At 64.2% G+C, this 26,944-nt stretch carries 1 protein-coding gene; it reads right to left on the bottom strand.

Annotated features, from left to right (window positions below; all coding sequences use genetic code 11):
* Positions 1–7: 7 nt before the first annotated feature.
* Entirely contained in the window at positions 8–26,770 is a 26,763-nt protein-coding gene (locus tag J1M87_RS06195) for a non-ribosomal peptide synthase/polyketide synthase (protein ID WP_206488624.1), read from the bottom strand.
* Positions 26,771–26,944: the final 174 nt, after the last annotated feature.

Raw genomic sequence — 26,944 nt, 5'->3', positions numbered from 1 at the left:
CCAAACGTTATTCAGGTGTATTACCCAGATGGAAATTGACGACCGGCCCGATCACATCGGCCGCATCGGCATTTGTCATCTCGTTGTGGAAAACCTCGACGTCGTGGATGACGATATCCCCTGTCACGTACGGTCGCCATTCCTGTGGAGATCTGACAATTCCGTCGCTCGCGCCCTTCGTTGCAGAAAAGAACAAGACGTCGCCGTCGAAGACATCCGGAACGAACTCGGCCATGATCCGGGTCGAGTTCTCGAATCCCGCATTGATCCTTCGCAGGTGATCGGCAGTGACGCCGGTCGTCTGACCCAACGACTCGTCGAGCAGTTCGACGCCCCGCTCGTACGTCAGCGGCTCGGCCGGCGACTGAGAAGTCAGGTCCAGCCCCAAACCTGCGAGTAGGTTCTCGACGCTCAACGCACCCTCGGGTGTGTCGTCGTGGCCGTCGACGTAGCTGTCCAGTAGAGCCAGGGTACGAACCTCGCTGCCGGTGCTACGCAATTCCACGGCGATCGCATGGGCCAGCGAGCCGCCGAGCGACCATCCGAGGAGATGGTACGGACCCACCGGTTGGACGGCGCGAATTTCATCGGCGTACCGATGTGCGAGGTCGCGTATCGAGCCGAAGGTCGACCCTTCGACGATGCTCGGCAGCTGAAGGCCGTAAACCGGGCGATCGTCGGTCAATTTCGAGACGATACCGGCGTATCCCCACGAGAGTCCGATCCCGGGGTGGACACAGAAGATCGGTGCCTTCGACCCTGTACTGCGTAGTGGAATCACCACGCCGAACACCGAATCGAGGTCTGCACCGGAAGCGCCGGCGTCGGACGCGACCCTCGCGGCCAACCCCGCCGGTGTCGGGTCGACGAACAACGCTTGCAGTGGCACTCGAACTCCGATGGCATCTTCGATGGCGGGCACGATCTTGGTCGCAACCAAGGACGTGCCGCCGAGCTCGAAGAAGTTGTCGTCCATACCGACTCGGTCGACCCCGAGAACGTGGGCGAACGCATCGGCGATTGCGGCCTCCACGTCGGTGCTCGGTGCCCGGTACGGAGTTGTCGACACCGTCAGCTCCGGTACCGGAAGTGCCCGACGGTCGAGCTTGCCCACAGGAGTCAGCGGAATATCGTCGAGTTCGACGATCGACGACGGAACCATATGGCGTGGAAGCATTTTCGCAACTCGGTCGCGTAGTGCCTCGGGGTCGATCGTCTCGCCGTCTGCCGCGAGGACATACGAGACGAGCACAGTGTCGCCGGACGCCGCAGTGTGTCCGATCGTCGCGGCGAATCCCACCTGATCCTGCTCGGTCAGGGCCGAATCGATCTCACCGAGTTCGATTCGGAAACCGCGTACCTTCACCTGGAAGTCGCTGCGTCCGACGAACTCGACGTCACCGCCACGGCCCCACCGCACGACATCGCCCGTCCGGTACATCCGATCCCCCGGTGTACCGAAGGGATCGGCGACGAAACGTTCGGAGGTCAGAGCGAACCGATCGAGATAGCCGCGCGCGGTACCGGGACCGGCAATGTAGAGCTCGCCCGGTACCCCCGGTGCAACCGGCCGGAGCCGCGAATCGAGAACCATGTATCGGAATCCGATTGCAGGGCGGCCGACGTCGACCGTGCCACCCGGTACGAGCGGTCCACCGACGCTGGCCTGGATCGTGGTCTCCGTCGGGCCGTAGCCGTTGAACATCTTGCGTCCCGGTGCCCACCTGGCCACCAGCTCCGGAGTGCACGCTTCACCACCGACGGCCAATACGCGGACGGTACCGAGCCGCGTCTCGTCGATCGAAGACAGCGCCGCAGGCGTCAGGAACGCGTGCGTGACATGTTCGGCTTCGAGGAGATCGGCCAGCTCGCCTCCGCCGAAGACACCGGGCGGCACGATCACGACCGTGGCACCGACTCCGAACGCCATGGTCAGTTCGTAGATCGACGCGTCGAAACTCGGTGACGCGATGTGTGAAACTCGTGAATCCCTGGTGGGACGGAACCGCTCGATGACCTCGGCCTGGAGGTTGGCCAGGCCGCGATGACGCACCGCGACACCCTTCGGCCGCCCGGTCGAACCCGAGGTGTAGATCAGGTACGCCGGATGGTCGATGTGGAGGGTGGCCGTGCGCTCCGCGTCGGTCACGGCCGCGGCCGGATACCGAGCCAACTCGGCAGAAATTTCCGGATCGTCCAGAACCAGCCACGGAACCGTGTCAGGTAGCGCATCCTTGCTGTCGATATCGGTCAGCCCCATGGCGGCGTGGGAATCTTCGAGCATGTGCGCGATGCGATCCGCCGGGTAGTTCGGATCGACCGGCAGATACGCGGCACCGGTCTTGGCCACCGCCCATACCGACAACACCGACTCGATCGAACGAGGTAGGGCCAACGCAACGAAAGTCTCGGGCCCGACGCCGTAGTCGATGAGCATCCGAGCGATGCGGTTGGACCAGCTGTCGAGATCGGCGTAGGACAAACTCACGCCGCGGTAGGTGACGGCGACCGCGAACGGGTCGAGACCGACCGACTCTGCCAGGAGCTCCGGCCACGTACGAACCGCGACATCTGGGGTCCCGCGCGCCGGTGACAACGCCCGCCGCTCATCGCTGTCCAGGATGTCGATGTCGCCGACCACCGCGCGGCGGTCGCGACCCACGGCGGCCAGGACGCGGATCAGTCTCGACGCGATCGCCTCGACACTGGCTGCATCGAACAGAGACGTGGCGTAATCGAATGCCGCTTCCAAGCCGCTCGGACGACCGCCGTCGTCGAACTTTTCGGACAGCAGCAGTTGAAGGTCCTGCTTGGCGACGGGAACGTCGAAATCGAAGCCTTCCACGCGTAGGCCCGGTAGCTCGACCGAGGCCTTCTCGTTGTTCTGGAACGACAGCGCCACCTGAGACAGCGGGGCGTAAGCCGTCGAGCGAGTCGGGTTGAGGACCTCGACGATTCTCTCGAACGGCATCTCGGTGTGGTCGAACGCTTCGAGATCGTGGGCCTTGACCTGGGACAGTAGATCCTCGAACGTCGCGAACTCGTCGACTCGGCTCCGCAGCACGAGCGTGTTGACGAACATTCCGACGAGGTCGTCCAAAGCAGCGTCCCCGCGTCCGGCGACCGGAGTGGTGATCGCGATGTCGTCGGTACCGCTCAACCGAGCCAGCACCACCGCGAACGCCGCGTGCAGAACCATGAACATACTGACGTTCTGTTCACGCGTGATCTCGACGAGGTTCCGATGGATCTCGGCATCGACATCGAAGCGAACACGGCCACCGCGGAAATCCTGGGTGGTCGGTCGCGGTCGGTCGGTCGGCAGCGGCAATACGTCGGGCAGACCGGCGAGAGCTGTGGACCAATGCTCGAGCTGCGCCGCCGCCACACTCGACGAGTCCTGTTCGTCTCCGAGCAATTCACGCTGCCAGATCGTGTAATCGGCGTACTGAACCGGCAGCGGCGCCCAATCCGGAGCGTGGCCTGCGCTACGAGCGGAGTATGCGAGAACGACATCGCGCGCCAGCGGCGCCATCGAGGCACCGTCGGCCGCGATGTGGTGCACCACCATGGCGAGCACGAAGACCGGCTCGTCCGCCGAGTCGTCGCCGGTGCCGAGCACCTGGAACAGCTCGACATGTACCGGGATCTCGGCGGTCACGTCGAACCCACGCCCGGCCAGCAGTGCCACGCGGTCGGTGAGCACCCCGGAGTCGATCTGTTCGGGTTCGACCGCTGGGGCGACATCTGCCGCCGGATGGACACGTTGCTCCGGGAACTCGGGTCCGTCGGGGAACGTCGTGCGCAGCGACTCGTGGCGTTCGAGAACATCGACCACTGCAGCGGCCAATGCCGCCGTGTCCAGCTTCCCGGTCAGTTTGACGACCAATGGCACGTTGTACGCGGCCGAAGAGGTATCGAACTGGTTGATGAACCACATACGTTGCTGAGCGAGCGAGAGCGGAATGTGGTCCGGACGCACAGCGGCGACCAACGCCGGACGTCGCGTTCGAGTGTCCGCGCTGCCGACCACAGTCGCCAGTCCCGACACCGTGGGCGTCTCGAAGATCGTGCGAACACCGATGGCGGTGTCGAATTCTGCGTTGACCCGAGCGATCACCCGGGTTGCGCTGAGCGAGTCGCCGCCGAGCTCGAAGAAGCTGTCGTCGGCCCCGACTCGATCGACCTCCAGGATTTCCGCGAACACGGCAGCGACGGTGAGTTCGGCCGGGCTACTCGGTTCGCGTGAGGAGGTGGCCGACCCGAACTCGGGTACCGGCAGTGCGGCCCGATCGAGCTTGCCCACGGGAGTCAACGGAATCGACTCGAGTACCACGATGGCGCTGGGCACCATGTGGGACGGCAATGCTGCAGCGAGATGATCGCGCAGAACCGCGGTGTCGAAGGTGTCTGCCGGATTGTCCCCGGTGAGGCGGATGTACGACACGAGAACCGTCGCCCCGGTCGGGCCAGGAGTGCCGAAGGTCGCCGCGAAGTCGACCACTGGATGCGCCGAGAGGGCTGCGTCGATCTCGCCGAGTTCGATGCGGAATCCGCGCACCTTGACCTGGGAGTCACTCCGACCGACGTATTCGATGGTCAGGTCCGGCGTCCACCGGACGACATCCCCGGTTCGGTACATCCGCGCGCCGGGCGTACCGAACGGATCTGCGACGAATCGCTCGGCCGTCAGGCCCATCCGATCGTGGTAACCGCGCGCCAGTCCGACGCCCGCGAGATACAGCTCTCCTGCCACTCCGACAGGAACGGGCTGCAATCGCGAATCCAGAACCACCTCGTACACGCCGCGCACCGGTCCGCCGATGGACACCGGCTCGCCGGCAACCATCGGTGCACTGATGTTGGACATGATCGTCGCTTCGGTCGGCCCGTAACCGTTGAACAGGTTGCGGCCGGGTGCCCACCTGCCGACCAACTCGGTGGGAACGGCCTCGCCGCCGACGACGACATCGGCGAACGTCTCGAGACCGTTCGGGTCGACCGACGCCAGTGCAGACGGGGTGATGAATCCGTGCGTGACGGCTTCCGATGCCAGCAGCGATGCGAGTTCCTCGCCGCCGTAGATCGATGGCGGCACGATCACCATCGTGGCACCGACACCGAACGCCAGCAGGTACTCGAGCACCGACGCATCGAAGCTCGGCGACGACACGTGCAGCGTCCGGGAATCCTTCGTGACCCCGTAGCGCTCGCGCTGTTCGGTCGCGAAGTTGTCGAGGCCGGAATGAGTGACCACGACCCCCTTCGGAACTCCGGTCGAACCGGAGGTGTAGATCGTGTACGCGGCACTGCCTTCGGTGACGCGACCGTGGCGTTCGCCTGCGGAGATCGGACCGTCGTCGACGGCGTTGGCACCGTCCGTGGCGAGATCGTCCAGAACGATCCACGGCACGGTGGACGGCAGTTCGTCGAGGTGGGCTCGGGTGGTGACACCGAAACCAGCGCCCGAGTCCGCCAGCATGTGCTCGATGCGATCGGCCGGGTAGTTCGGATCGACCGGGACGAAGGCGGCACCGGACTTCGCGACCGCCCACACCGTCAGTACCGACTCGATGGACCGGGCGATACCGAGCGCAACGAAGGTCTCGGTGCGCACGCCGTGGCTCAGCAGAATCCTGGCGAGCCGGTTCGACCGTCGATCCAGCTCCCGATAGGTCAGTTCACCGTCGACACTGCGCAACGCGATGGCGTCCGGGTCGATGGCCGCGGCATCGGAGAATATCTCCGGAAGCAGCCGCGTCGATCTGCCTTCGATGCCCCGTACCGGTGCCAGAGCTGCAAGTTCGGCGTCTGCGAGCAGTCCGACTCGAGCCAAGGGCCGTTGTTCGTCCGCCAGCAATGCCGTCAGTACTCGCTCGACTCGGTCCACGATGGCGTCGACTTCCTCGATCCCGAACAGTTCGGGCAGGTACTTGGCCTTGAGGTTGAGGCGCTCGTCGACGGACGAGACCAGGGTGAACGGGTAGTGCGCGGCATCCGTTCCGAGAATGTCCGTCACCTGCATGCCCGCGAAATCAGTGGCAGCCGAGGCTCCGGCGCGATCGACCGGATACGACTCGAAGACGGTCAATGTGTCGAATGCAACGCCGGCACCGGCCGCACGCTGGATGTCGGTCAGGCCGAGGTAGTGGTGATCGAGCAGTGCGGCCTGCTCCCCCTGCACACGGTCGACGAGAGCGCCCAAGGTCTCGTTCGGATCGAGAGTGATCCGAACAGGCAACGTGTTGATGAACAGGCCGATCATCGCCTCGATGCCGGGGACCTCCGGCGGACGGCCGGACACGGTGGCACCGAACACGACATCGTCTCTGCCGGTGAGTGTCGCGAGTACGACGCCCCATGCGGTCTGAACGAGCGTGTTCAGAGTCGACCCGCGACGAGACGCGAAATCACGCAAGGCTGCAGTGGTTTCGATCGACAGCGAGCGCTCGGTTTCGAGTGAGACCGTGGACAACTGTCGACCCCGGTCACCGGTGACCAGCAGCGTCGGCTCCTCGACACCGGCCATCGCGCTGACCCACTGCGAGGTGGAGATCGCGACGTCGCGTTGCCGCATCCAGGTCAGGTAATCCCGGTAGGCGGGAACCCGCGGCAGCATCGAGTCGTCGGCCTCGGTCACGTACAGCGTGATGAGTTCCTTCACCACCAGCGGCGTCGACCATCCGTCCAACAGGATGTGGTGGTTGGTCAGCAGCAGCCGCCAATGATCGTCGGCGAGGGTGATCAGCGTGAACCGCAGCAGCGGGGCGCAGTCCATGTCGAACCGCACGCTGCGATCGGCCTCGAGGACACCCTGCAATGCCGACTCGACATCGGCCTCGCCGCGTAGATCTACCTCGGCCCACGGCACGGTGACCGAGCCCTGCACGATCTGCAGAGATTCTCCGGTGCTGTTGTGTACGAAGGCCGCTCGCAGATTCGGGTGACGCGCGACGAGCTTGTCGACGGCGGCGTGCATGCGTGCCGGATCGACGACGCCGCGCAGCTCGAGGCCCAGTTGAACCATGTAGGCGTCGATTCCCGCGCTGTCGCTGCCGACTTCACCCGCGAGGCGCGCGTGGAACAACAAGCCTGCCTGCAGCGGCGACATCGACCACACGTCGTCGAGATCCGGGAATCGCTTCTCGAGCACCTCGATGGAGCGCTGATCGATGTCGACCAGATCCAGATCGGACGGGGTGAATCCACCCGCGTCCTCGGACGAGGAGTGCTCGGTTATCGAGGTCAAGGCCCGGGTCCACAGTTCGATCAACCGATCGACGTCCTCGGCCGTGAGAACGCCCGAGGGGAACGCGAACGTGGCGTCCAACTGCGGTCCGTCCGGTGTCGACGTCGTGACGGCATTGATGTCCAACGCAGCAGGTACGGGCATGTCCGGGTTCTGTGCGTCGCCCAGTTCTGCGTCCGCTACAGGAATCCAGCCGACATCGGCCATGCCTTCGGTCGATCCGGTCGAGAAGCGTCCGAGATAGTTGAAGCTCACCTGTGGTGCGGCGTAACCGGACAGAGCCTCGCTGCCCGCGGAGTCGAGGTACCGCAGCATGCCGTATCCGATTCCGTGATCCGGGATTTCGAGCATCTGCTCCTTGACGGCCTTGATCAGTGCGCCGGCGGAATCGCCACCAGCCAACGCGTCGGCGATGTCCACTGAGCCGAGATCGAGGCGCACCGGGAAGATCGTGGTGAACCAGCCGACGGTCCTGCCCAGATCCGCTCCTGGCACCACTGCGTCCTCACGCCCATGGCCTTCCAACGTGATCAACGCTGTACGCACCTCGTCGCCGCGTTCGCGACGCCACGCGGTCAGAGCCAGAGCCAGTCCGGCCAGCAGTCCGTCGTTGACGCTGCCACGGAACACCTCGGGGACAGTGGTGAGTAGACGCTCGGTCACCTCGACCGGGAGCGACACCTTGATGCGTTGCACCGTTGCGTCGACGTCGACGTGCTTGTCCAGTGGACGCGATCCGATGGTCGGATCCACACCGTCGAGAATCCGCTGCCACAGCCCCAGTTCCGCCGAGCGGCGCGCGGTGACGTCGGTCAATCCGGTCGACCACCGCCGCATCGATGTACCGATCGGTGCCAGCGCAGGCGTGTCGCCTGCAACAATCTGGCTCCATGCCGTCGCCAGATCCGGAACGATGATTCGCCAGGACACACCGTCGATGACGAGGTGATGCGCGACGACGAGTAGTCGGCCGGACCCGTTCGGGCCTTGGAACCACACCATCTGGATCATGACGCCGTCGGCGGGAACCAGTCGGTCTGCAGCGGCGTCGAGTTCTGTTGCCGCGCACGACGAGAACTCGGGACCGTCGACCGTCTCCACCGGTACCGCATGGATGACGGATGCAGCGGACACGGTGCCGGCCGGAGATACTTCCTCGTGCCAGATTCCGTCTGCGTCGACGAACAGTGACGACCGAAGCATGTCGTGGCGATCGAGTACGGCCTGAACGGTGCGCTCGAGCGTGTCTCGATCGATATCGACGGGAAGCTGAAGCAATGCCGTCTGGGTGTAGCGACCGAAGTTCTTGCTGCGGTCCAACATCCAATGAACGACCGGAGTCAGCGGGAGCGGTCCTACTCCCCCGCCCTCGAGCTCCTCGAGCACCACCGCGTCGCCACCGAGAACAGCGACTTCGGCCAACGCCGCCACGGTCTTGCGCTCGAAGATGTCGCGCGGCGCCAGCACGAGGCCTGCTGCCTTGGCTCGCGAGACCAGCTGGATTGACATGATGCTGTCGCCGCCGAGAGCGAAGAACGAGTCGTCGACGCCGACCGTGTCGAGGCCGAGGACATCTGCGAACAGTCCAGCGAGTATGGATTCGACTTCGGTTGCCGGCAAACGACTTTCGGTCACGTTGGCGGAGAAGTCCGGAGCGGGCAATGCGCGCCTGTCGAGCTTTCCGTTGGCGGTGAGCGGCAACTCGTCCAGCACGATCAGGGCTGCGGGCACCATGTAGGAGGTCAGTGTGGTGCCGACGAAGTCGAGAACGGCGGAGTGATCGATAGTCCGTCCGGCTTCGGCAACGACGTAGCCGACCAGTCGATCGCCGAAGCCGTCGTCACGCACCGAGACCACGGCGGCCGCGACGCCGTCGAAGGCAAGCAGGGCGCTTTCGATCTCGCCGAGTTCGATGCGGAATCCGTGCAACTGGACCTGCATATCGCTGCGACCCAGGTACTCGAGTGCGCCGTCCCGGTTCCATCGGGCGGTGTCTCCGGTGCGGTACATCCGTGCACCAGGCGCACCGGACGGATCTGCCACGAAACGGGTGGCAGACAGCCCTGCGCGGCCGAGGTAGCCCCGAGACAGCTGTGCCCCGGAGACGTACATTTCACCCGTGACACCCGGCGGCACAGGATTGAGACGGGTGTCGAGGACAGCGACGCTCAACGCCGGGATGGCCTGACCGATGACGCTGGCCGACGCCGAGGCCGCGAACGCTTCCGTCAGAGCCAAATGGCTCACGTGGACCGTCGTCTCGGTGATGCCGTACATGTTGACCAGGGTGGGCGCGGATTCGTCGTGCCGGGAGTACCAACGTCCCAACTGCCCGAGATCGAGCGCCTCGCCGCCGAAGATCACGTAGCGCAGCGATAGTTCTGTGGCGTCGTCCGAGGATCCGGCGGCCGCGGTCGCGGCCCTGTCGGCCTCCGCGAACTGGTAGAAGGCCGTCGGCGTCTGGTTGAGTACCGTGACCTTTTCACGAATGACCAACTCGCGGAACAGCTCCGGAGAACGTGCGGTGTAGTAGTCGACGACGACGAGAGTGCCGCCGTGCAGCAGTGGGCCCCACAACTCCCAGACTGAGAAGTCGAAGGCGTAGGAGTGGAACATCGTCCAGACGTCACGATCGTCGAAATCGAACAGACCGGCAGTGTTGGCGAACAGGGTGGCCACATTGCGGTGCGCGATCTGCACGCCCTTGGGGCGGCCGGTACTACCCGAGGTGTAGATGACGTACGCGATCGAATCCGCGCTGGTTCGCCCGACCCGATCGGCATCGGTCACTGGTGCGCCGGAGACGCGGCCGAGTTCGTCGATCAACTCCGGCGAATCGACCAACAGCAGGTCGACGTCAGTGGCAGGCACCGCTGAGCTGTCGGCGACGGTGGAGATCACGCAGACAGGTGCGGCGTCCTCGAGCATGAACGCCAGCCGGTCGGCTGGGTACGAGACGTCGACCGGCAGATAACCGCCACCGGACTTGATCACCGCGAGCAGAGCGACGATCAGCTCTTCGTTGCGCGGCATTGCTACCGCCACGAGCGATTCCGACGTCACCCCTCGGCCCACCAGGACCCGTGCGAGTCGGCTCGACCGTTCGTCCAATTCGGAATAGGTCATCGAGCGATCGCCGAAGACGACTGCACGCGATTGCGGGAATTGTGCTGCAGCGGAGGCGAACCTGTCTGCCAGAGTGGCGTCGGTCGCCGCACGGCCTGCATGGTTCCACTCGTGCGCCATTGCGTCGAGTTCACCGTCGAGCAGCAGGTCGATGTCTCCGACGGCACGGTTGGGATCGGCCGCCACCGAGGCCAACACCGAGCTGAAGCGCGCGGAGAACTCCTGCACCGAGGATTCCTCGAACAAATCCACCGCGTACGTGATCGCGGCCGTCATGCCGGACGGCGTTCCGGACTCGTCGAACTGTTCCGCAACGGTCAGCTGCAGATCGAACTTGGCCACGTGCGCGTCGATATCGACGGCTTCGACGGTCAGGTCGGGCAGTTCGAGCGTCGCGGCCGTGTTGTTCTGGAATTCGAGCAAGACCTGGAACAGCGGTGAATGGTCGGTCGAGCGGGCCGGGTCGAGAACGTCGACCAGCCGCTCGAACGGAACGTCGGTGTTGTCGAACGCGGCAAGATCGGCTGCGCGCGTCGACCGAAGCAACTCGACGAACGAGAGCTTCGGTGCCACTTCGGTGCGCAGCACCAGCGTTCCGACGAACATGCCGACGAGGTCGTCGAGCGCCGCCTCGCCTCGTCCGGCGATCGGCGTGCCGATCGCGATGTCCTCGGTGCCACTGAGACGGGCCATCAAGATCGACCACGCCGCGTGCACCGCCATGAAGACAGTGGCTTCGTTGGTGCGGGCGATGTCGATCAGCGCTGCATGTACCGTGCGATCGATCTCGAACCGCACACTGTTGCCCCGCAGTGACTGACGAGCCGGACGTGCATGGTCCAGCGGCAGCGGGAGTACCTCGGGCAGGTCTGCAAGCGTGGTTTTCCAGAAGTTCAACTGCTGCGCAGCCAGCGAGGCCGGATCGGACTCGTCGCCCAGCACCTGCCGTTGCCACACCGCGAAGTCGGCGTACTGAATCTCCAGTGGCGACCACACCGGCTCGGTAGCAGCCGCGCGGGAACCGTAGGCCACCATCACATCTCGCGCCAGCGGTGCCATGGAGGCTCCGTCGGCGGCGATGTGGTGCACCACGATCGAGAGCACGAACTCGTCCGGTGCCAGCCGGTACAGGACCGCACGGAACGGTAGCTCGGTCGAGACGTCGAAGCCCGTTGCAGCAGCAGCCGAGATGGCCGAGACGACGTCGGCAGGATCCAGGTCGACCACGGCGAGATCGGAGTTCGCCTGCTCGAAGTCGAGGATCTGCTGTTCGGGCTTGTCGTCGCGGGTGGGGAAGATCGTGCGCAACGACTCGTGTCGCCTCGAGACGTCGCCGACAGCCGCACTCATCGCGGCGATATCGAGGCGTCCCGTCAGGCGGATCGCGAGCGGAATGTTGTAAGCCGCAGACGCCACATCGAATTGGTTGATGAACCACATTCGTTGCTGCGCCAGCGACAACGGAATCGAGTCCGGTCGCGCCTGTGCGATCAAAGCGGGACGGCGACCGGCACCGACTGTGGCGCTGTGGATGCGAATGGCAAGCGACTCGACGGTCGGCGCCTCGAACAGAGCACGCACGCTGATCGTGGTGTCGAGTGCCGAGTTGACTCGGGCGGTGAGTCTGGTGGCGCTGAGAGAGTCGCCGCCGAGGTCGAAGAAGCTCGTATCGATCCCGACTCCGTCGATTCCGAGGACCTCACCGAAGATGTCGGCGATGGTCTGCTCGGTCTCGTTGCGCGGCGCACGCGAATCGCTTCCGAGATGGAGATCGGGCGCAGGCAGCGCGGTACGGTCCAACTTGCCTGCCGGCGTCAGCGGAATCGACTCCAGCGCGACGAATGTAGTCGGGATCATGTGGGTGGGAAGAGAATTCGAGACATGCGTACGCAAAGCCGCGGTATCGATCCGACGACCGGGCCGCGGTAGAACGTAGGCGACCAGAATCGTGTTGCCCGTGGGGCCGTCGACACCGATCGTGGTGGCGAACTCGACCGAGGGATCGTCGGTGAGGACCGAATCGATCTCGCCCAGTTCGATACGGAAGCCACGCACCTTGACCTGGAAATCGCTGCGGCCGACGTACTCGAGCGTGCCCGCTTCGGTCCACCGCACCACATCTCCGGTGCGGTACATCCGTGCACCCGGCTCGCCGAAAGGATCTGCGAGGAATCGCTCTGCCGTGAGACCGAATCGGCGATGGTATCCACGCGCCAGAGCAGGCCCGGCGAGATACAGCTCGCCTGCAACTCCGGTCGGGACCGGATGAAGCCGTGCATCGAGGACCACTTCGCTGAAACCGATTGTCGGCGAACCGATATCGATCGGCGAGTCGACGTTCAGCTGATCGCTGATGGACGAGAAGATGGTCGCTTCGGTGGGACCGTAGGCATTGAACATGCTACGGCCCGGCGCCCAGCGGGCCACCAGCTCGGGCGGACACACGTCGCCACCGGTGGCGACGACGCGCAGCTCGGTCAGGCCTTCCGGATCGACCGAAGCCAGCGCGGCGGGTGTGACGAATGCATGAGTCACGTGTTGTTCGGAGAGCAACGCAGACAGTTCGGTGCCACCGTAGACCGAGGTCGGTGCGATGACCATCGTCGCAGCGCCGGAGAACACCATGATCAGTTCCAGGATGGACGCATCGAAGCTCGGCGATGCGAACGCGAGTACTTGTGCATCCTCGGTCACCGAGAAACGGGTGCGCTCCTCCTCGGCAAGGTTTGCCAGCCCGCGATGGGTGACGCTGACACCCTTGGGTACCCCGGTCGAACCCGAGGTGTAGATCAGGTACGCGACCTGATCGAGGTGCACCGGACGGATGCGGTCCTCGTTGTGGACCGCTGCGGTCGAGTACGCGGCAAGCTCTGTGTTCGTCTCGTCGTCGTCGAGGACGGTCCATCGGGCGGAGCCGAGATCCTCGACAGCGGCCAGGTGTTCGGACACTGTCAGGCCGATGTGCGCGTGCGAGTCGACGAGCATGTGCTCGACGCGATCGCGCGGGTAACTCGGATCGATCGGCAGGAACGCCGCTCCGGTCTTGGCGACCGCCCAGATACCGAGTACGGATTCGATCGAGCGCGGCAGGGCCAGCGCAACGACTGTTTCTGGGCCGGCACCACGAGTGATCAGGGCGCGCGCAAGAGCGGACGACCGTGCATCGAGCTCGGCGTAATCGACGCTGCCGACCTCGCTCCACAGTGCAGTTCCACCGATGTTCGACGCTGCTGCGTCGGTGAAGATATCGGGCAGCAGCCGAGCATGCGGTGCGGCCGGGCCGCGAACCGGGGCCAATCGACCCAATTCGTCCTCGGACAGGAGCGAGAGCGATCCGACACGTCGATCCGTGTCGGTGGCGATTGCGTCGAGTACACGGACGATTCTGTCGACCGTCGCTCGAACGACCGTGTGCTCGAACAGTTCCGGAAGATACTTCGCCTCGATGTGCAGCCGGTCGTCGACCATGGCGACAAGAGTCAGCGGATACTGTGCGGTATCGCTGCCATCGCGCACGTCGTGCACCCGCATGCCTGCGAGGTCCGTCTCGGCCGACAATCCCGCGCGGTCCATCGGGTACGACTCGAACACGGTCAGAGTGTCGAACGCCACGGCGGGCCCCACCGCGCGCTGGATGTCGGTGAGACCGAGGTAATGGTGATCGAGCAGCGCGGCTTGCTCGGACTGCACGCGGTCGAGGTATTCGCCGATTGTCTCGACCGGGTCGAGCACGATCCGGACGGGAAGGGTGTTGATGAACAGCCCGACCATCGACTCGATGTCGGAGACCTCGGGCGGTCGTCCGGACACGGTGGCACCGAACACGACGTCGGAGCGGCCGGTCAGGGTGCCGAGGACCAACGCCCACGCAGCCTGCACCATCGAGTTGATCGTCACTCCGCGGGCACGAGCGACGGCCCGCAGACGGTCCGTTCGAGAGGCGTCCAAGGACACCAGAGCGCGGCCGGCCAGCGTCGACTCCTGCCGCCGACTTTCCACCGGGGTCAGCAGGGTCGGCTCGGTGAGTCCGCTCAGGGCGTTCACCCACGCCTCGCGTGCCGACGAGCGATCGCGCTTGGCCAACCAGGCCAGGTAGTCGCGGTAGGCGGGGACACGAGGGAGCAGGGTTTCGTCGCCGTCCACCACGTAGAGGGTCAGCAGGTCCTTGAGGAGCAGTGGCGTCGACCAACCGTCGAGCAGGATGTGGTGGTTGGTCATCACCAAACGCCACTGACCCGGAGCCGCCGCTATCAGCATGAAGCGCAGCAGAGGTGCCTGAGCCATGTTGAACCCGGTGGCCCGGTCCTCGTGTTCGATGCGCTCGAGTTCTGCGGCCCGAGCGTCGTCGTCGAGGTTCGACAGGTCGATCGAGGACCACGGAACGTCGACGTCGTGGTGGACGATCTGGATGGACTCGCCGTCGCTGTTGTGTACGAACGCGGTGCGTAGGTTGGCGTGTCGGCGCAACAACGCCTGTGCGGAGCGCCGGAATCTCGCTTCGTCCACCTCGCCGCGCAGTTCCAAGACCAACTGAACGATGTAGGCGTCGACAGACTGATCGGACAACTCCGCGTGGAAGAGCAGACCGGCCTGCAGGGGTGTCATCGACCAGATGTCGTCCAGCCCCGGGTATACCCGTTCCAGATCGTCGATCGAACTCTGATCGAGGCGCACCAGGTCCAGGTCGGAGGGGGTGAAGCCACCCGCCTCCGGTCGTTGCGCCAGTCGGGTCAGAGCGGTGAGAGCCTGACGCCACAGCTCGGCGAGCTCACTGACCTCGTCCGCCTCGAGCACGCCGCTGGGGAATGCAAAGGTCGCCTCCAACCGGGGGCCCGTCGGCGTCGCAGTCGTGACGGCGTTGATGTCGAGTGCGGCAGCGACCGGCAGATCCTCGTCCTGCGAATCGCCGACACCGGAATCGTCCACCGGCAGCCAGCCGTGTCCGCGAAGCTCGTCCGGAATGTCGGTGCTGTAGCGCCCGAGGTAGTTGAAACTGATCTGGGGAGCCGGGAAACCCCGAAGAGCGGCGGCGCCGTCCTCGTCCAGGTAGCGCAGCATGCCGTAGCCGATGCCGTGATCGGGAACTGCCAACAGCTGCTCTTTGACCGATTTGATCAGCCGTGCTGCATCGTCGCCGCCTGCAAGAGCGTCGTCCAGGTCGATGCCGTCGAGTGTCAGCCTGAGTGGGTAGATCGTGGTGAACCACCCGATGGTGCGGCTGAGATCGGCACCAGGAACGACGTGGTCCTCTCGGCCGTGGCCCTCGAGGGAGATCAGAGCATCACCGACGACGACCCCGCGATCGCGCCGCCACACCGCGGTGGCCAGGGCGAGAGCGGCGAGCAGGCCGTCGTTGACACTGCCGTGGAATGCGTCGGGCAGGGCCGTGAGCAGTCCTTCGGTGACGTCGGTCGGCAGCGCAAGCTCGACCTTGTCCACCGTCCGATAGACGTCGATATCGCGGTCGAGTGCCCGAGATCCGATGAGCGGATCGGGTTTCGACACCACGTCACGCCAGAACGGCAGTTCGTCACCGCGGGTTGTGGTGACCTCACGCAGCCCGTGAGACCAACGGCGCATGGAGGTACCGACGGGGGCCAGTTCCGGAGTGCTTCCGTTGCTGATCTGGGCCCAGGCCGACGCGAGGTCCGGTACCAGAATTCGCCAGGAGACACCGTCGATCACCAGGTGGTGGGCTACCACCAGTAGTCGGCTTCCCTCGGAGCCCGCGTCGAACCACACCATCTGGATCATCACGCCGGAATCGGGTGCCAAACGGCTCACTGCGGCCTGAGCCTCGGCTCGGGCCTGCTCCGAGAACTGCTCTCCCCGAACGGTTGTCGACGAAACGCGGCGTACGACCGAGTGTGCCGTCACCGAACCGACGGGAAGAACCTCCATGCTGGGAAGCTCGCCACGGTGAAGTACCCCGCGCAGCATGTCGTGGTGATCGAGGACGGTCTGGACCGTAGCTTCGAGGACCTCGAGCTCGATATCGACGGGGAGGGTCAACACAGCGGTTTGTGTGTGCTGATCGAGCACATCCGTGCGATCGAGCATCCATGCCACGATCGGCGTGAGCGGGACATCACCGACACCGCCACCTGGCAGCTCTTCGAGAACGAGCGCAGCGGTGCTCTCTCCTGCTGCAACCACTTCTGCGAGCGCGGCAACAGTCTTGTGCTCGAACACATCTCGTGGCGACAGCGCCAAACCGGCAGCTTTCGCGCGGGAGACGAGCTGAATGGACATGATGCTGTCGCCGCCCAGCGCGAAGAACGAATCGTCGACGCCGACGCGGTCGAGCCGGAGGACCTCGGCGAACAGCCCGGCCAGCGTCTTCTCGATTGCATTGTCTGCGTCGCGGCTGGAACTGACCTGTGCGGACCAATCAGGTTCGGGTAGTGCGCGTCGGTCGAGTTTGCCTGCAGGAGTCAACGGAATCGACTCGAGCATCACCACTGCCGAGGGCACCATGTGCGCCGGCAACACCGAACCGGCATGCTCACGCAACGCCGCCGCATCCACACTGCTACCAGCAACCGGCAACACATACGAGACCAACACCGTCGAACCGGCCTGATTGTCACGACCGACAGTGACCACGAAATCGACACCCGACACACCGGCCAACACCGAATCGATCTCACCCAACTCGATCCGGAAACCACGCACCTTCACCTGGAAGTCGCTACGCCCCACATACTCCAACGCACCCGAGGAATTCCACCGCACCACATCACCGGTGCGATACATCCGCGAACCCGCACCACCGAACGGATTGGCCACGAACCGCTCCGCCGTCAAACCCAACCGCGCATGATAACCACGCGCCAACGCCGGACCCGCCAGATACAACTCACCCACCACACCCACAGGCACCGGATTCAACCGCGCATCCAACACCACCTCAGCGAAACCGATCGTCGGCGAACCGATATCGACCGACTCCCCCACCACCAACGCCGACGAAATCGACGAGAAAATCGTCGCCTCCGTCGGACCGTACGCATTGAACATCCGACGACCAGGAGCCCACCTCGCCACCAACTCCGGCGCACACACATCACCACCGGTAGCAACAACCTCCACCGACTCCAAACCCACCGGATCCACCGACGCCAACGCCGCAGGAGTCACGAACGCATGCGTCACCCGCTCAGCAGCAAGCAACGACGCCAACTCCACCCCACCGAACACCAACGGCGGAGCAATCACCATCGTCGACCCACCCGAGAACGCCAACACGAACTCGAGAATCGACGCATCGAAACTCGGCGACGCAAACGCCAACACCCGAGACGACGGACCCACACCGAACCGCACCCGCTCCTCAGCAGCCAAGTTCCCCACACCACGATGAGTGACCACCACACCCTTGGGCACACCGGTCGACCCCGACGTATAAATCAGATACGCCGCATCATCGAGACGCAACACCCCCGAACGCTCCGCATCCAACACCGGAGCAGAAGACCGAAAAGCCAAATCCGCCACAACATCCGGATCATCGAGCACCACCCACGACACCCCACCGACACCCGACACCGCATCCGAATGCGCACCCAACGTCACACCCACCACAGCACCCGAATCGACCAACATGTGCTCGATCCGATCCACCGGATAACTCGGATCCACCGGCAAGAACGCACCACCGGCCTTCGCCACCGCCCACACCGCAACCACAGACTCCACCGACCGCGGCAACGCCAACGCCACAAACGACCCCGGACCCACACCACCCGACATCAACATCCGCGCCAACCGCGACGACGCCGCATCCAACTCACCATACGAAAGCACCCGAGAACCAGAAACCACCGCAACACCACCAGCACCGGCAACACCCACCGCACCAGCCAACAACTCCGGCAACACCACACCCGCAACAGACCGCGGACCACGAACCGGAGCAAGCGAGTCGTACTCGTCGGCCGACAGGATGTCGATGTCGCCGACCTCGACGGACGGATCTGCCGTCACGGTGTCGAGAATCCGTACGAGACGTTCTGCGAATACGCCGACGGTGTCGGCATCGAAGAGTTCTGTGGCGTAACGGAAACCGGCGGTGATACCGAGCGGTGCACCGGATGCGTCGAATTCTTCGGCGACCGTCAACTGCAGATCGAAATTGGAGATGTCGTTGGGCAGTTCGATGCCCTCGATGGACAGGCCGGGCAACGTCACCGTCGGCCGCTCGGTCTGCTGGAATTCGAGCATCACCTGGAACAGCGGCGCGTGGGCTGTCGACCGTGCAGGATCGACTGCGTCCACGACCCGCTCGAACGGAACGTCAGCGTGTGTGAACGCGGCCAGGTCCGTCGAACGAACCTCCGACAGCAGGTCCGCGAAACGAGTCGAACCTGACACCTGGGTGCGCAGGACGAGCGTGTTGACGAACATGCCGACGAGTTCGTCCAGTGCTGCGTCTCCGCGGCCCGAGATCGGCGTACCGACAGAGATGTCCTCGGTACCCGAGAGCCGAGCCAGAAGGATGGCCAGTGCGGCGTGGACGATCATGAACGAGCTCGAATTGTGCTCGGCAGCAACGGCGGCGAGCCGTGCATGGACACCGGCGTCGATCTCGAACGGGACGGTGTCGCCGCGCAGAGACGCCACCGCGGGCCGGGGGCGATCGGTCGGCAAGGGCAACACTTCGGGGCTACCGGACAGTGTGTCGACCCAGTAGGCCGATTGCCGAGCCATCACCGACTCTGGATCGGATTCGGCACCGAGATACCGACGTTGCCACAGCGCGTAATCGGCGTACTGGACCGGCAACGGTTCCTGACTCGGCGCATGCCCGGCAGCGCGGGCGCTGTACGCGACCATCAGATCGCGGGCCAGTGGAGCGCTGGAGAAGCCGTCGGAGGAGATGTGATGTACCACCATGACGAGAACGTGCTCGTTCTCGCGCTCCCTGATCAGTCGCACTCGCAACGGAACACCCGTGACCACGTCGAAGCCCGAACCCGCGACGTCGGCGATCAATTGCTCGACGTGTCGATCTCCGTCTGCGTCGATCGGAGTGAGATCCGGCGTTGCCGATGCCACATCGAGTATCGATTGGACCGGTCCGCCGTCGGAGAGGGGGAACATAGTGCGCAGCGACTCGTGCCGGGTCAACACGTCGCCGATGGCCGAGTGCATTGCGTCGACGTCGAGGGCACCGCTCAAACGCATGGCGAAGGCGACGTTGTACGCGGCCGACGCGGTGTCGTACTGGTTGATGAACCACATCCGCTGCTGAGCCAACGACAGCGGTACCACCGCGGGCCGCTCCTGCGGAACCAGCCGGGGTGCTGCCTGGTCGTCGTGTTCGCCCAGCTCGATGCCGGCCGACAGGGCGCGAACGGTAGGCGCGTCGAACAGATCCCTGATGCCGATGTCGGTTCCGAGTGCTGCGTTGAGTCGCGCGACCAAGCGCATCGCGATCAACGAGTTGCCGCCGATCTCGAAGAAGCTCGACGTGACGCTCACCTGGGACATACCGAGTAGGTCTCCGAAGACCCCGGCCACGATCTCTTCGACCGGATTCTCGGGGCCGACGAATTCGGAAGCAGCGACGGTGAATTCGGGTGAGGGCAGTGCTTTTCGGTCGAGTTTGCCACTGGCGTTGACCGGCAGTGAGTCGAGTACGACCACGTGCGAGGGCACCATGTAGGCCGGAAGGCGCCGTGCGGCCTCGGCCGTCAGCTCGGTGGCGTCGACGGCAGTGCCGTGCGTGCCCACCACGTAGGCCACCAGCGTTTCACCGGTGTTCGGGTCTTTGTGGACCAAGGCGATCGCCTGGGCGACCGATTCCGACCGCAGTAGAACTGCTTCGATCTCGGGCAACTCGATGCGTAGACCGCGCAGTTTGACCTGGAAGTCGGTGCGGCCGATGTACTCCAGTTCACCGTCGGCGCGCCAGCGCACCAGATCGCCTGTGCGGTAGAGCCGCTCGCCTGGTTCGCCGAACGGATCGGCGACGAAGCGGTCGGCGGTGAGGTCACCACGGCCGACGTAGCCGCGAGCGAGCTGGACGCCTGCGAGGTACAGCTCGCCAGGAGCGCCGATCGGTGCGAGTCGCAGCGAGGCGTCGAGTACGTACAACCGGGTGTTCCACACCGGTGCACCGATGGGGATCGTCACCGGGTCGCGTCCGGTCACGTGGTAGTAGCTGACATCGACGGCCGCCTCGGTGGGACCGTAGAGATTATGCAGTTCGGCCAGCGAGAACTGTGCGAACTGAGCTGCCGTAGCCGGGGGAAGCGCCTCGCCACTGCAGAACACGAGCCGAAGCGAGCCACATTCTGCTGCGCGTGCTCCTGCCGCGAACACTGCGAGCATCGACGGCACGAAGTGAGCCGTGGTGATGTGCTCTTCCGCGATGATCCGCGAGAGATATGTGGGATCGCGATGTCCCTCGGGTTCGGCGACCACGAGCTTGGCACCGACTTGGAGGGGCCAGAAGAACTCCCACACCGATACGTCGAAGGTAGCCGGTGTCTTCTGCAGAACGGTGTCGGCTGGTTCCAGGCGGTACTCGTGCTGCATCCACAGCAGACGATTGACGATGGCCGAATGGGTGACGGCAACACCCTTGGGTCGACCTGTCGAACCGGACGTGTAGATCACGTAGGCGGTGTTCGACTCTCGCAGGGTTCCCAGCCGGTCGGAGTCGGTGACCGAGGAGTGGTCGCGATCGGAGACGTCGAGAAGATCCACCGCAAGGACCGGAGTTGCGACCGGAATGTTGATCCAGTCACGGCTGGTGGTCAGAATGCATACCGGTTGAGCGCTGGACAGCACGTAGGACGAACGTTCGACCGGATGGTCCGGGTCGATCGGTACATACGCGCCACCGGCCTTGACGATGGCGTACATACCGACGAGCAGATCGATCGATCGTCGGATTGCCAGGCCGACGTGGGACTCCGGTGCCACGCCGAGGGAGATGAGGTGACGAGCGAGCTGATTGGCGCGTTCGTCCAGTTCGAGATAGGTGACGTGTTCGTCCTCGAACACCAAGGCGGTGGAGTACGGACTGCGCAGCACCTGCCGGTCGAACAGACCGGCGAGCGTCATGTCGATGTCCCCGGCAGGGATCTGCTGGTGCACAGGGGGTTCGATCAAGCGTGCAGTGTCGTTCCACTCGAACAGCATCAGTTCGCGTTCTGCGGCCGAGAGGATGTCGATATCGCCCGTGCGAATGTCCGTCGATGTGCCGATGGTGTCGACGATGCGGAGGAAACGGTCGACGAAACGGTCGATGGTGTCGGGATCGAACAGATCGGTGGCGTAGGTGAAAGACGCCGACAGTGCTCCGGACTCGTCGACGGGTTCCTGGTCGACGCGGAGCTGCAAGTCGAACTTTGCAGTGCCGGTGCTGATCTCTTCGAATTCGACCGTGAGATCGGGCAGTTCCAGTGTGGCCGCAGCATTGTTCTGGAACTCGAGCAAGACCTGGAACAGCGGAGAATGATCGGTCGACCGCACCGGATCGAGAACGTCGACGAGTCGCTCGAAGGGAATATCGGTGTTGTCGAAGGCCGCGAGATCGGAGCTGCGGGTGCCGGCCAACAGCTCACCGAAGGTCGACTGCGACTCGACCTGCGTACGCAGCACGAGCGTGCCGACGAACATACCGACGAGATCGTCGAGTGCCGCATCGCCGCGACCCGCAGTCGGGGTGCCGATAGCGATGTCCTGGGTACCGCTCAATCGCGCGAGCAGCAATGCCAGCGCGGAGTGGACGACCATGAACAGCGTCGATTCATGTTGGGCGGCAACCGAAGACAGTCGTGTAGCGACGTCGCCGGGGATCGTGAACGGTGTAACACCGCCACGCATCGACTGACGCGTGGGCCGCGGCCGATCCAGTGGCAGCGGCAACACGTCGGGCAGGTCTGCCAATGCCGACTGCCAGAACTCGATCTGTCGTGATGCCACAGACGTGGAGTCGTTCTCGTCGCCGAGAACGGCGTGCTGCCACAGCGCGAAGTCCGCGTACTGCACCGCCAACGGTTCCCATACCGGAGCCGAGCCCTGTGCCCGTGCACCGTAGGCGACCATCACGTCGCGGGCGAGAGGGGCCATCGACGCGCCGTCGGCGGCAATGTGGTGCACGACGATGGACAACACGAAGTTCTCCGGACCGCAGCGGTAGAGGACCGCGCGGAAGGGAAGATCCGACGTGACATCGAATCCTGTTGTTGCAGAGGTACGGACGAGCGCCTCCACCGCGCCGGCGTCGACATCGACCACCTCGAGCGGGAGCATCGAACCGGTGACGTCTTCCGCCGGGGCGATGACCTGGTTCGGCAGGTCGCCGACCGTCGGAAACACCGTGCGAAGAGATTCGTGCCGAGACAGTACGTCGCCGATCGCCTCGGACATCGCAGTGATGTCGAGGTTGCCTGTCAGCCGCACCGTGAGCGGAATGTTGTACGCGGGCGAGGACACGTCGAACTGGTTGATGAACCACATCCGCTGCTGCGCGAGAGACAGCGGTATCGACTCGGGCCGATCGACGGGAACGAGTGCAGGTCGGCGATGCAGTGACGCACCCTTGGCCTCCGCGCGTTCGGCAAGACTGCGAACCGTCGACGCCTCGAACAGGTCGAGGACCTTCAGATCCGTCCCGAGCGCAGAATTGACCCGCGCTACCAAACGTGTTGCCACGAGGGAGTTTCCGCCGAGATCGAAGAAGCTGTCGGTGACGCCGACTCGTTCGACGTCGAGAACGTCGCAGAAGACTGCCGCGACCGCGTACTCGTACTCCGTCTGGGCAGCCTCGAACGTACTCTGTGAGCCGAGCTCAGGTTCGGGTAGTGCGCGTCGGTCGAGTTTGCCTGCAGGAGTCAACGGAATCGACTCGAGCATCACCACTGCCGAGGGCACCATGTGCGCCGGCAACACCGAACCGGCATGCTCACGCAACGCCGCCGCATCCACACTGCTACCAGCAACCGGCAACACATACGAGACCAACACCGTCGAACCGGCCTGATTGTCACGACCGACAGTGACCACGAAATCGACACCCGACACACCGGCCAACACCGAATCGATCTCACCCAACTCGATCCGGAAACCACGCACCTTCACCTGGAAGTCGCTACGCCCCACATACTCCAACGCACCCGAGGAATTCCACCGCACCACATCACCGGTGCGATACATCCGCGAACCCGCACCACCGAACGGATTGGCCACGAACCGCTCCGCCGTCAAACCCAACCGCGCATGATAACCACGCGCCAACGCCGGACCCGCCAGATACAACTCACCCACCACACCCACAGGCACCGGATTCAACCGCGCATCCAACACCACCTCAGCGAAACCGATCGTCGGCGAACCGATATCGACCGACTCCCCCACCACCAACGCCGACGAAATCGACGAGAAAATCGTCGCCTCCGTCGGACCGTACGCATTGAACATCCGACGACCAGGAGCCCACCTCGCCACCAACTCCGGCGCACACACATCACCACCGGTAGCAACAACCTCCACCGACTCCAAACCCACCGGATCCACCGACGCCAACGCCGCAGGAGTCACGAACGCATGCGTCACCCGCTCAGCAGCAAGCAACGACGCCAACTCCACCCCACCGAACACCAACGGCGGAGCAATCACCATCGTCGACCCACCCGAGAACGCCAACACGAACTCGAGAATCGACGCATCGAAACTCGGCGACGCAAACGCCAACACCCGAGACGACGGACCCACACCGAACCGCACCCGCTCCTCAGCAGCCAAGTTCCCCACACCACGATGAGTGACCACCACACCCTTGGGCACACCGGTCGACCCCGACGTATAAATCAGATACGCCGCATCATCGAGACGCAACACCCCCGAACGCTCCGCATCCAACACCGGAGCAGAAGACCGAAAAGCCAAATCCGCCACAACATCCGGATCATCGAGCACCACCCACGACACCCCACCGACACCCGACACCGCATCCGAATGCGCACCCAACGTCACACCCACCACAGCACCCGAATCGACCAACATGTGCTCGATCCGATCCACCGGATAACTCGGATCCACCGGCAAGAACGCACCACCGGCCTTCGCCACCGCCCACACCGCAACCACAGACTCCACCGACCGCGGCAACGCCAACGCCACAAACGACCCCGGACCCACACCACCCGACATCAACATCCGCGCCAACCGCGACGACGCCGCATCCAACTCACCATACGAAAGCACCCGAGAACCAGAAACCACCGCAACACCACCAGCACCGGCAACACCCACCGCACCAGCCAACAACTCCGGCAACACCACACCCGCAACAGACCGCGGACCACGAACCGGAGCAAGTCGCGCACGTTCTGCGGTGGACAGCAGGTCCACGTCGCCGATCAGCAGACCCGGCTCGTCGAGGAATGCATCGAGAACTCGCACGATGCGGCGGCCGAACTGAGCGATGCCGGAGGCGTCGAACAGTTCCGTGGCGTAATCGAAAGCGACAGAGATCGTGTCGGATTCGTCGACGGTGACGACGAGGTCCATTTCGACTCCGTCACGCGGCAATTCGGCAGCACCGAATCGGAGCGCAACCTGAGCCAGCGGACTGTGGGACTCGGACCGGGCCAGGCCGAGCGCTGTGACAACTTCTTCGAACGTCACGTCACTGTGTGCCAGGGATGCGTCGAACTCCGCGGTCGACACATCGATGAAGTCGGAGAACGACTGCTGCGGGTTGGGGTTGGTCCGCAGGACGACGGTGCCTCCGGTGCCGGTAGGCACAGCGATGGACACATCATCGGTGGTCGCCAGTCGCGAAAGTAGTACGGCCAGAACGGATTCGAACACCACGAACCGAGTGGTGGCCCTGTCGGTCGCCAGCCGCTCCAGGGCAGCCCAGGAGGCGGATTCGACGGTGATCTCGTGCGATGCACGAACGTGACCGATACGTGCGGGCCGCGGCCGGTCGGTGGGAAGATCGAGTAGGTCCGGAGAGTCGGCCAGGCGATCGGTCCAGTAGGCGAGCTGAGCGGCAGCGCGGCGACGTCGCTCACCTTCGCGCGCGCTGTCCGGGTGCACGTCGCCGACTACGACGTCCGTCCCGGCTGCGATGAAGGCTTCGGCCATGTCGACGAAATTGGCGTGATGGGCCGTGAGATCGTCGTCGTCGTAGCGATTCGGGTTTGCTCGGAAGTCTACGAAAGTCCTTGCCGGAGAACCACTCTGGTAGACGTTGACCAGCAAGTCCTCGACCGGTCCCGAGGTCACGATGTTGAATTCACCGACGATCGAGCCCAGTGTGATCTGCTGGTGGAACAGCATCATGTTGACCATTGGGCCGGCGAGTTGCTTGTCGCTCCCCGAGGCCGACAGCTCGCGCCTGATGTCCTCGATACTGAAGCGCTGGTGCCGAAGTGCACCCATCAGCTCGAGCTGTACCTGCTGCACCAGCTGGCCTACGGTGGCGTCCTCGGACACATGAATCGGAATCGGTGCGACGTTGACGAGCATCCCGCCGGACCGCCTGAGCAGCGCAGTGGTGCGAGCGGATACCGGAATGTTGACCAGTACGTCTTCTCGCCCGGTCATGCGGGACAGATAGCAGCCGAATGCGGCGATGAAAACGGCGGCGGCAGTGCCACCCTTGGTCGCGTCCGAACTTTCGAGTGCGGTGACCACGTCCGTGGGGAGAGCAATACTGCGCAACTTGCTGGCGGCGATCGTGCGACCGTCCGTGTTCGACAGAGATGCCCCATCTTCGATGTCCGAGGCGCGGTCGACCCAGTACTTCTTGTCCGCCTCGAACCGCGTCGACGCACGATATTCCTGATCGAGCTCGTACAGTCGGCGCAGTTCGGCTGCCTTGTTGGGCGCGGGTTCGGTGTGCTCGATGGCGGCCGTGTAGAGCTCCGCCGTCCGGTTGACGAGTGTCATGGCACCGTAGCCGTCGAGCGCGACGTGGTGGATCTTGCTGTACCAGAGGTTCCGCTCGTCCTCGACCTGAATGATCCAGCTCTCGGTCAGCGTGTCGTTTTCCATGTCGACCGGCTGCACGTAGTTGTGGTCGATCCACTGCAGTGCCGCGGTCATCGGATCGTCTTCGCCGCGCAGGTCCAGGTAGTGCACGGACTGGTCGATGGAGTGATCGACCAGCTGAATCGCTTCGCCGTCGATTTCGGCCAGTCGCAGGTAAGCGGATTGGAACTCGTGGCCGGCCTGTGCCGACGCTTGCTGCAGGAGCGCTATGTCTAGGCTGCCGCGCAGATCCACGTACTGGGCGATGCAGACCGCCACATCAGGGGCGAGTTGCTGCGCGAACCACATACCGCGTTGCGCGGATGACAGGGGGAAGCCGTCTTCGAAGCCAGTGCCGGACGGGGGCGTCTGAGAACCGCCGGTGATTGCTGCGCGCATTCACTTACCCTTCGACGGCACGGTCATGCCTACGAAGGTCGACGTCGCGTCGATCGACTCGGAACTCACGGTCCCGTTCGGGGTGTCGAGCCGCGGCTGCTTGTGCGCGCGATTGAGCAATTCTGGCTTCCGTTCTGATCTACGTTCGTGTCGATTCACACGCTCGAGGGCTTG

Origin of the sequence: Rhodococcus sp. KRD162, assembly GCF_017168335.1 — a bacterium.
Classification (GTDB): domain Bacteria; phylum Actinomycetota; class Actinomycetes; order Mycobacteriales; family Mycobacteriaceae; genus Rhodococcoides.
The sequence above is the reverse complement of the archived record's forward strand: the minus strand, read 5'-3'. Positions and strand labels throughout refer to the sequence as shown.

Coding starts and splice junctions, on each gene's coding strand:
- J1M87_RS06195 (WP_206488624.1), bottom strand. CDS start 26,770: ATGCGCGCAGCAATCACCGGCGGTTCTCAGACGCCCCCGTCCGGCACT.